This window comes from Martinezella miluonensis (assembly GCF_900094545.1).
Classification (GTDB): Bacteria; Pseudomonadota; Alphaproteobacteria; order Rhizobiales; family Rhizobiaceae; genus Rhizobium; species Rhizobium miluonense.
The window spans coordinates 180102-186744 of sequence record NZ_FMAH01000006.1 but is presented as its reverse complement, the minus strand read 5'-3'; the positions used below and the strand labels follow the sequence as shown (position 1 = coordinate 186744).

The window sequence follows — 6643 nt, the reverse complement described above, 5'->3', positions numbered from 1 at the left end:
AGGGGCGCCAAATACAAAGGAGAAAGGTTTAATTCCATCACGCTGCTTATTGTTGGGCGTGGCGGCCGGTCAGGGCAACCCTCGTTGTGATTCTGCGAGCCTGAAACGGCAACACGCGCCATGTGAGACAGAGGAAGGCCCGAGACGAACCACGGTCCTGCGGTATTCAACCCGCGCATCAGAGTCTGATCAACCGTCGTCTCAATGCCGCCGCGTCCTGCAATAGGCAGCATATTTGTCCCTCGTCGACGCTGAAAAAGGCGACAAGAAAAACCTATGCCCAAACTCTTGAAAACGGACATGAGAATCAAAAACCTCCGGCCAAAGCCAGAGGTTTGTCAGCAATCTGGGCCCCGCCGATCGGCAGGGCCTTTTGTATTTGGTCTGTGCCTCAATCCGCCTTAGAGGACGCCATCCCAGGCGGCGAGCGCCATCACGACGCCGGGCAGATCGGCCATGCGGCTGATCACGGTCTCAGCGCCGGCATCGGTCAGCCGGTCGGCGTGGGAAGGATAGGTATGCGATGCGCCGGTGAAGCCGATGACGCGCATGCCGGCGGCGCGTGCCGCCTGGACGCCGTGAATCGAATCCTCGACGACAATCGTATTGGCTGGGCTGACGTTCATCTGCTTGGCGCCGTGCAGGAAGATGTCCGGCTTGGGCTTCACCCGGTCGGCGCCGAGATCCTTGGCCGAGTAGATGTGCGGCGCAAAGAGCTTGATGTAGCCGACCTTCGTCAGCATCATGTCGAGGCGGGCGGAGCTGGAGTTCGAGCAGATGCAGCGCGGCATCGGCAGTCGCGACAGCGCAAGCGGTACGCCAGGGATCGCCTGAACGTCCTTGGCGAGCTTCAGGTCGAGCAGCGCCTCCGATTTGTCGAGCAGCGAAGCCGAGAGCGGGATGCTTGCCTCACGCTCGACTTCGAACAGGATGTTGCGCCAGGTCATGCCGGCGAAGCGCTCGCCCATTTCCTCGGTGCTGATCGGGTAGCCCGCATCGGTCAGCAGTTTTGACTCGACCTCTGCTGCGATGATTTCCGAATCGACCAGAACGCCGTCGCAGTCGAAGATGATGAGGTCGAAGCCATTGCTCATGAAAATTGCTGCCCTTGATGTGGCTGGGTTCGGCACGCTCCAGGAAAACCTTTGGTATTTCGGGACATGCTCTGAAAAACGACCGTCGGCCTTTACACGATACGTCGACAAAGCTCAACCAATTGGCGGGCATGGCTGGACTGCAATTAGCGAAAAGGTCGAAATGTCCGAAAGACGTCGCGATGCACGCGTCGCCTCCCTCGATCTTGAGGGGGGCATGCGCGGTTGCTGAAATGCGGGCTGCAAGCGAAGATTTCGCGTTGACGTACCAGGCAGAATCCGTAAGAAATTTTTGTAAAAACAATAAGATAAAGTGGATCAGGGCTTCTGTAAGGAGCGAGCCGCTTTAGGGCTTTTCGCTGAGCTCAGGCTCTGGCTTGCCATCCCCTATCTCGATCGGAAACAGCGCCAGAAAACGGCGCTCGCCCTCGGGCGTAAAGAAGATCGAGCGGCTGTTTTCGGTTCGGCGCGCCCAACCCTTGTCGAAGAAGTTCGAAAGCAGCGCCTTGCCGAGGCTGCCGGCCAGATGCGCGCGCCGCTCGCTCCAGTCCAGGCAGGACCGACAAAGCGGGCGGCGGCTCGACCGCAGACCGGAGACATCGATGCCGATCGATCCGAGATGCTTTTCGCCCTGGGCCGTCAGGTTCAGGCCTTCTCCCATGACCGAAATAGCGCCGGCCTCTACCAGGCTGTCGAGCATGCGGACGCCGTAGTCGCCAGCCAGATGGTCGTAGCAGATGCGCGCCTTGCGCAGGGCCGGTTCCTTCGGGCCGGGGCGATGGCGCAGATGCCCACGGCTTGCCGCAAAGCCCATGATACCCTCAAGCAGCTTGCCGACGCGGTCGTCGGCCAGCGTGAAATAACGATGGCGACCCTGCTTGCGCTGCGCCAGCAGGCCGCCCGCTTCGAGCTTGGCGAGATGAGCGCTTGCGGTCTGCAGCGTTACGCCAGCCGCCGCCGCCAGCTCCGTCGCCGTGAGCGCGCGGCCGCCCATCAGCGCCGTCAGTATGTTCGCCCGCGCCGGATCGCCGATCAGCGAGCCGATTTGCGCTATGTCAGGACCTTCCTTCATACTTCGATCGTAACCGAAGCATCTCCGCTCTGCAACGTGCGAAAACATTCTCATCAGCAAAGGAGAAAGCCAATGATCACCTGTTTCATCCGCTATCAGATCGACCCGTTCAAGCAGCAGGCATTTGCCGAATACGGCAAGGCCTGGGGCGAGATCATCCCGCGCAACGGTGCCGATCTCATCGGCTACTTCGCTCCGCACGAGGGCTCTCAAACGACAGCTTACGGCATCTACAACATCGAGAGCCTGGCCGCCTACGAGGCCTATCGAAAGAGCCTCGCCGCCGACCCGCTGGCGCAGGCCAACCACGATTTTTCCCGGCGAGAGCGTTTCATCTTGCAGGAGGATCGTATTTTCCTGAAAAACATATCCCTACCACATGCTCCGAGGGTATCGCCGTGATCGCAGTGATTTTCGAAGTCGTCCCGCATCCCGATGAACGTCAGCATTATCTCGACATTGCCGCAAGGCTGCGCTCCGAACTCGAAACGATCGACGGCTTTATCTCGATCGAGCGCTTCGAAAGCCTGAGCCAACCCGGCAAGTTCCTGTCGCTTTCCTTCTGGCGCGACGAGATAGCCGTTCGCGAATGGCGAAACCGCGAGGCCCATCGCGCTGCGCAGACGGCGGGCCGAAAGACGGTGTTTGCCGACTATCGGCTGCGCGTGGCGCAGGTCCTTCGCGACTACGGAATGACGGAGCGGGATGAAGCGCCTGACGACAGTCATGCCGTGCACGACATCCAAGGCAATTCAGCGCAATAGTGCCGTTCAGCAAGCCATGAATTCCCGGGGGCTTCCTCGGGAATTCGGAAAATATCTCGCCGATTTAGCCTTTGGTAACCAAGATAGGTAACCATAACACTCAGTTAAGAGCATCGAGTCAGCGTAACAGCGAGTATCAAATGGCGTCAGTTTTCCCGCTTGCCGACCTCAGGAAATCCCCAGTTCCGGGTTCCTGGATCGACACGATCATCAAGGGCGATTGCGTGGCCGCTCTTGAGGCACTGCCCAATCAATCCGTCGACGTCATCTTCGCCGACCCACCCTACAATCTCCAGCTTGGCGGCACGCTGCATCGTCCCGATCAGTCGCTTGTCGACGCCGTCGATGACGAGTGGGACCAGTTTGCCTCCTTCGAAGCCTATGATGCCTTCACCCGCGCCTGGCTGCTCGCCTGCCGCCGCGTGCTGAAGCCGACGGGCACGATCTGGGTCATCGGTTCCTATCACAACATCTTCCGCGTCGGCGCGACCATGCAGGATCTCAACTTCTGGATCCTCAACGACATCGTCTGGCGCAAGACCAATCCCATGCCGAATTTCAAGGGCCGCCGTTTCCAGAACGCCCATGAGACGATGATCTGGGCGAGCCCGAACGCCAAGGCCAAGGGCTATACCTTCAACTACGACGCCATGAAGGCGGCCAATGACGACGTGCAGATGCGCTCCGACTGGCTGTTTCCGATCTGCAGCGGCAATGAGCGGCTGAAGGGCGACGACGGCAAGAAAGTGCACCCGACGCAGAAGCCGGAAGCGCTGCTTGCCCGCGTCATCATGGCTTCGTCGAAGCCCGGCGACATCATTCTCGATCCCTTCTTCGGCTCTGGCACCACGGGCGCCGTCGCCAAGCGCCTCGGCCGGCATTTCGTCGGCATCGAGCGCGAGCAGGATTATATCGATGCGGCAAGCGCCCGCATCGCTGCCGTCGAGCCGCTCGGTAAGGCGGAGTTGACCGTCATGACCGGCAAGAAGGCCGAGGTTCGCGTGGCTTTCAATGTCCTCATCGAGAGCGGCCTCATCAAGCCTGGCCAGGTGCTGACGGATGCGAAGCGTCGTTATAGCGCCATCGTCCGGGCCGACGGCACGGTCGCCTCCGGCGGCGAAGCCGGTTCCATTCATCGCCTTGGCGCGAAGGTCCAGGGCCTTGATGCATGCAACGGATGGATGTTCTGGCATGTCGATGACGGACGGTCCCTGCGCCCGATCGACGAACTCAGGGCCATCATCCGCAGCGATCTGGCGAAGGTGGGGTAGTCTCAGCCATTAAAGCAGCTCCAGGAAAAGTGCGCTGCGGTTTTCCGTCCGGAATTGCGAGAAAACAAGGAGTTAGCTCAGGCGGGCCCTGCAGTAAACCGCCCCACGGTTTCCGAAGCGCGCCTCTGGCCTGATCGACATATCCGTCTTCTTCCGTCGTGTACCTCCAGTTAGGGAAGAAGGCGAGACGCCCAGGGCTTTACCGACGAAACATACGGTAAGGCCCTGGGCGTCTTTAGTTTAAGCTCTCAGAATTCCTGATAGTCCGTGACGTCGACGCGCACGACGCGGCCGTCCTCGTCGAAGGTGATCGTTTCCTCGCCTTCGCGGATCAGCGGCTCGCCCGTCTTGCTGTTGGTGGCGCGAATCGACCAGACGGCACGGCCGGAAAGCGGCGTCAGCGTCTCAACCAGCGAGTTGGACGCCGTCTGATCGGGATACTTATCGAAATAGCCGCGGAAGGCTTCCATGATCGCCGCGCGGCCGGCAAGGCTGCCGACGCCGTTGGATACATAGGTGGCGTTCTCCGCGAAGAAATTCTCAATTGCTTCGTAGTCGAGACGATTGATCGCGTCGTGGAACAGGTCGATGCGTTCTGCGGGATCGAAAATCATGGTTCAAACCTTTATGCCATAGGCAGCGAGATCGCTGCGCAGCTTCTCGGTGCTGGTAAAGTGGACCGCATGCCAGCCGGCAGCGCGTGCGCCTTCGACATTCGGAAGCGAATCGTCGATGAAGATCGTCGCAGCCGGGTCGAGCCCGAAACTCCTAGCATGGGCATCGTAGATGGCAACATCCGGTTTGATCAGCCCGATATCGCCCGAAACCGTGACGCCGCGCGGCTTGTTGAGGAAGGGATAGCGCACCTGTGCCTCGCGGAAGGTGTCGGAGGCGAAATTGGTCAGCATGGTGACGTCGCGACCCTCGTCGATCAGCTTTTCCATGATGGAGACGCTTTCCTCATAGGCATGCGGAACCATCTCGTGCCAGTGTTTGCGGAAGGCACGAATCTGCTCTTCGCGTTCCGGATGTTCGGCAATCAGCAGGCCCTCTGCCTCTTCCCAGGTGCGGCCGCGATCCTGCTCGATGTTCCAGTCGTGCGTGCACACATTGGCGAAGAACCATTCGCGCTCGGCAGCGTCGGGGATGACGCGGCTGTAGGGAATGTTCGGATCGTAGTGGATGAGGACCTTGCCGATATCGAAAACGATATGCCGTATTTCCGTCGTCATAAGTTAGTTCCTGATTTTCTCTTGCCTAATTTTTCTGGGATGCGTGCTTTTGCGAACGCATCGGGAATAGCCTGAGCGATCGCTTTTTTCATGACTGTCGGCAGCGCTTGCTCTTCAAGATTTGTAACCGGCGCCCACCATCCGTCATGGTTGTCCTTCTGCGAAATCGACTTGGCCCGCCAGATCGACAGCCTCAGTTCGAAATGCGTGAAGACATGCGTCACTGTCCCTGCTGGCTGCCAGTCGGCCGGGAAGGGGGCCGCCTCGATGCCGGTCTCACCATCGATACGGGCCGTCCAGCCGGTCGTCGGCACTTCGGCCATCCCCCCGAGCAGACCGCTTTCGACACGTCGGCGCAGAAAGATTTCGCCCTCGTCGTTGACGGCGACGAAGGCGGCACCCTGTCGCACAGGCTTGTCCTTCTTGGCGGCCTTGACGGGAAAATGTTCGGGATCATGCCCGGCCAGCGCCTGACAGGCGCCGTTGAAAGGACAGAGCGAACAGACCGGGCGCTTCGGCGTACAGATCGTCGCGCCGAGATCCATCATCGCCTGGGCGAAATCGCCCGGCCGGTCTGCGGGCGTCAGCAGGGCGACCTTCTGCTTCATTTCCGGTTTTGCGCCGGGCAAAGGGGTTGAAATCGCGTAAAGCCTGGAGATGACGCGCTCCACATTGCCGTCCATCACGGCTGCCTGCCGGTTGAATGCGATGGCCGCGACTGCGGCAGACGTATAATCACCGATACCTGGGAGCGCCCGCAGGCCTTCCTCGGTATCGGGAAAGCGTCCGCCATGCTCGGCCGCGACCGCTTCCGCGCATTTCTTCAGATTGCGGGCGCGGGCGTAGTAGCCCAGCCCCGCCCACGCCGCCATGACGTCATCGGTTGCCGCCGCCGCCAGATCGTTGACCGTCGGCCAGCGCTCCAGGAATTTCGCGAAATAGGATTTGACCGCCGGTACGGTCGTCTGCTGCAGCATCACCTCCGACAACCAGATACGATAGGGATCCGGCTTGACGCCGCGCGCCGCCATCGCCGGCGAGACGCGCCAGGGCAGGTCGCGGTGATGGCGGTCGTACCAGGCAAGCAGGCGTGCGGCCGAAGGTGATTCTAATATGGTGGTCATGATTTGCCGCATCGAGGGGAAGTGCTCTATACTTGGCCAAGCTGCATCGGGCGATCAAGGTCCCGAATGCGCAAAGCATGCACCGG

Annotated in this window: 10 protein-coding genes; 4 read left to right on the top strand and 6 right to left on the bottom strand. The window is 60.3% G+C overall.

What is annotated here, in order from left to right; all coding sequences use genetic code 11:
- Together GA0061102_RS33275 and GA0061102_RS08890 are read right to left on the bottom strand one after the other, a co-directional pair.
- Positions 1-233: hypothetical protein (locus GA0061102_RS33275; protein ID WP_208858620.1), on the bottom strand; the 233-nt coding region annotated here is incomplete at its 3' end.
- Positions 234-401: 168 nt separating this feature from the next.
- Entirely contained in the window at positions 402-1094 is a 693-nt protein-coding gene (locus GA0061102_RS08890) for an HAD family hydrolase (protein ID WP_092845998.1), read from the bottom strand.
- On the opposite strand from GA0061102_RS08890, the gene GA0061102_RS32550 reads away from it, so the two are divergent.
- Positions 1093-1326: a hypothetical protein gene (locus tag GA0061102_RS32550; RefSeq protein WP_139115041.1), complete on the top strand. Its 234-nt coding sequence runs from the start codon at positions 1093-1095 to the stop codon at positions 1324-1326. The two genes, GA0061102_RS08890 and GA0061102_RS32550, sit on opposite strands and share 2 nt — an antisense overlap.
- A 114-nt stretch (positions 1327-1440) precedes the next feature.
- Here the strand turns inward: GA0061102_RS32550 and GA0061102_RS08885 are convergent, their stop codons facing one another.
- Positions 1441-2166, bottom strand: coding sequence for an ArsR/SmtB family transcription factor (locus GA0061102_RS08885; RefSeq protein WP_092845996.1), 726 nt, complete (start codon positions 2164-2166; stop codon positions 1441-1443).
- A 72-nt stretch (positions 2167-2238) separates the two neighbouring features.
- On the opposite strand from GA0061102_RS08885, the gene GA0061102_RS08880 reads away from it, so the two are divergent.
- The 3 genes from GA0061102_RS08880 (at position 2239) to GA0061102_RS08870 (ending at position 4201) form a co-directional block, all read left to right on the top strand.
- Positions 2239-2568: an NIPSNAP family protein gene (locus tag GA0061102_RS08880; protein ID WP_092845994.1), complete on the top strand. Its 330-nt coding sequence runs from the start codon at positions 2239-2241 to the stop codon at positions 2566-2568.
- Positions 2565-2930, top strand: coding sequence for an antibiotic biosynthesis monooxygenase family protein (locus GA0061102_RS08875; RefSeq protein WP_092845992.1), 366 nt, complete (start codon positions 2565-2567; stop codon positions 2928-2930). Before GA0061102_RS08880 ends, GA0061102_RS08875 begins: the two co-directional genes overlap by 4 nt.
- A gap of 140 nt (positions 2931-3070) precedes the next feature.
- Complete coding sequence (locus tag GA0061102_RS08870) at positions 3071-4201, top strand: site-specific DNA-methyltransferase (RefSeq protein WP_092845990.1); 1131 nt, start codon at positions 3071-3073, stop codon at positions 4199-4201.
- A 248-nt stretch (positions 4202-4449) separates the two neighbouring features.
- On the opposite strand, the gene GA0061102_RS08865 is transcribed toward GA0061102_RS08870, so the two are convergent.
- From GA0061102_RS08865 to mutY, 3 genes are read right to left on the bottom strand one after another with little or no spacing between them, the layout of a single operon-like run.
- Positions 4450-4815, bottom strand: a complete 366-nt coding sequence (locus tag GA0061102_RS08865) for a nuclear transport factor 2 family protein (protein ID WP_092845988.1) — start codon at positions 4813-4815, stop codon at positions 4450-4452.
- A gap of 3 nt (positions 4816-4818) precedes the next feature.
- On the bottom strand, positions 4819-5433 hold the full coding sequence (locus GA0061102_RS08860; protein ID WP_092845986.1) for an HAD family hydrolase: 615 nt from the start codon (positions 5431-5433) through the stop codon (positions 4819-4821).
- Positions 5430-6557, bottom strand: coding sequence for an A/G-specific adenine glycosylase (gene mutY / locus GA0061102_RS08855; RefSeq protein ID WP_425348522.1), 1128 nt, complete (start codon positions 6555-6557; stop codon positions 5430-5432). The genes GA0061102_RS08860 and mutY overlap by 4 nt, the downstream gene beginning before the upstream one ends.
- Between the last annotated feature and the right edge of the window lie 86 nt (positions 6558-6643).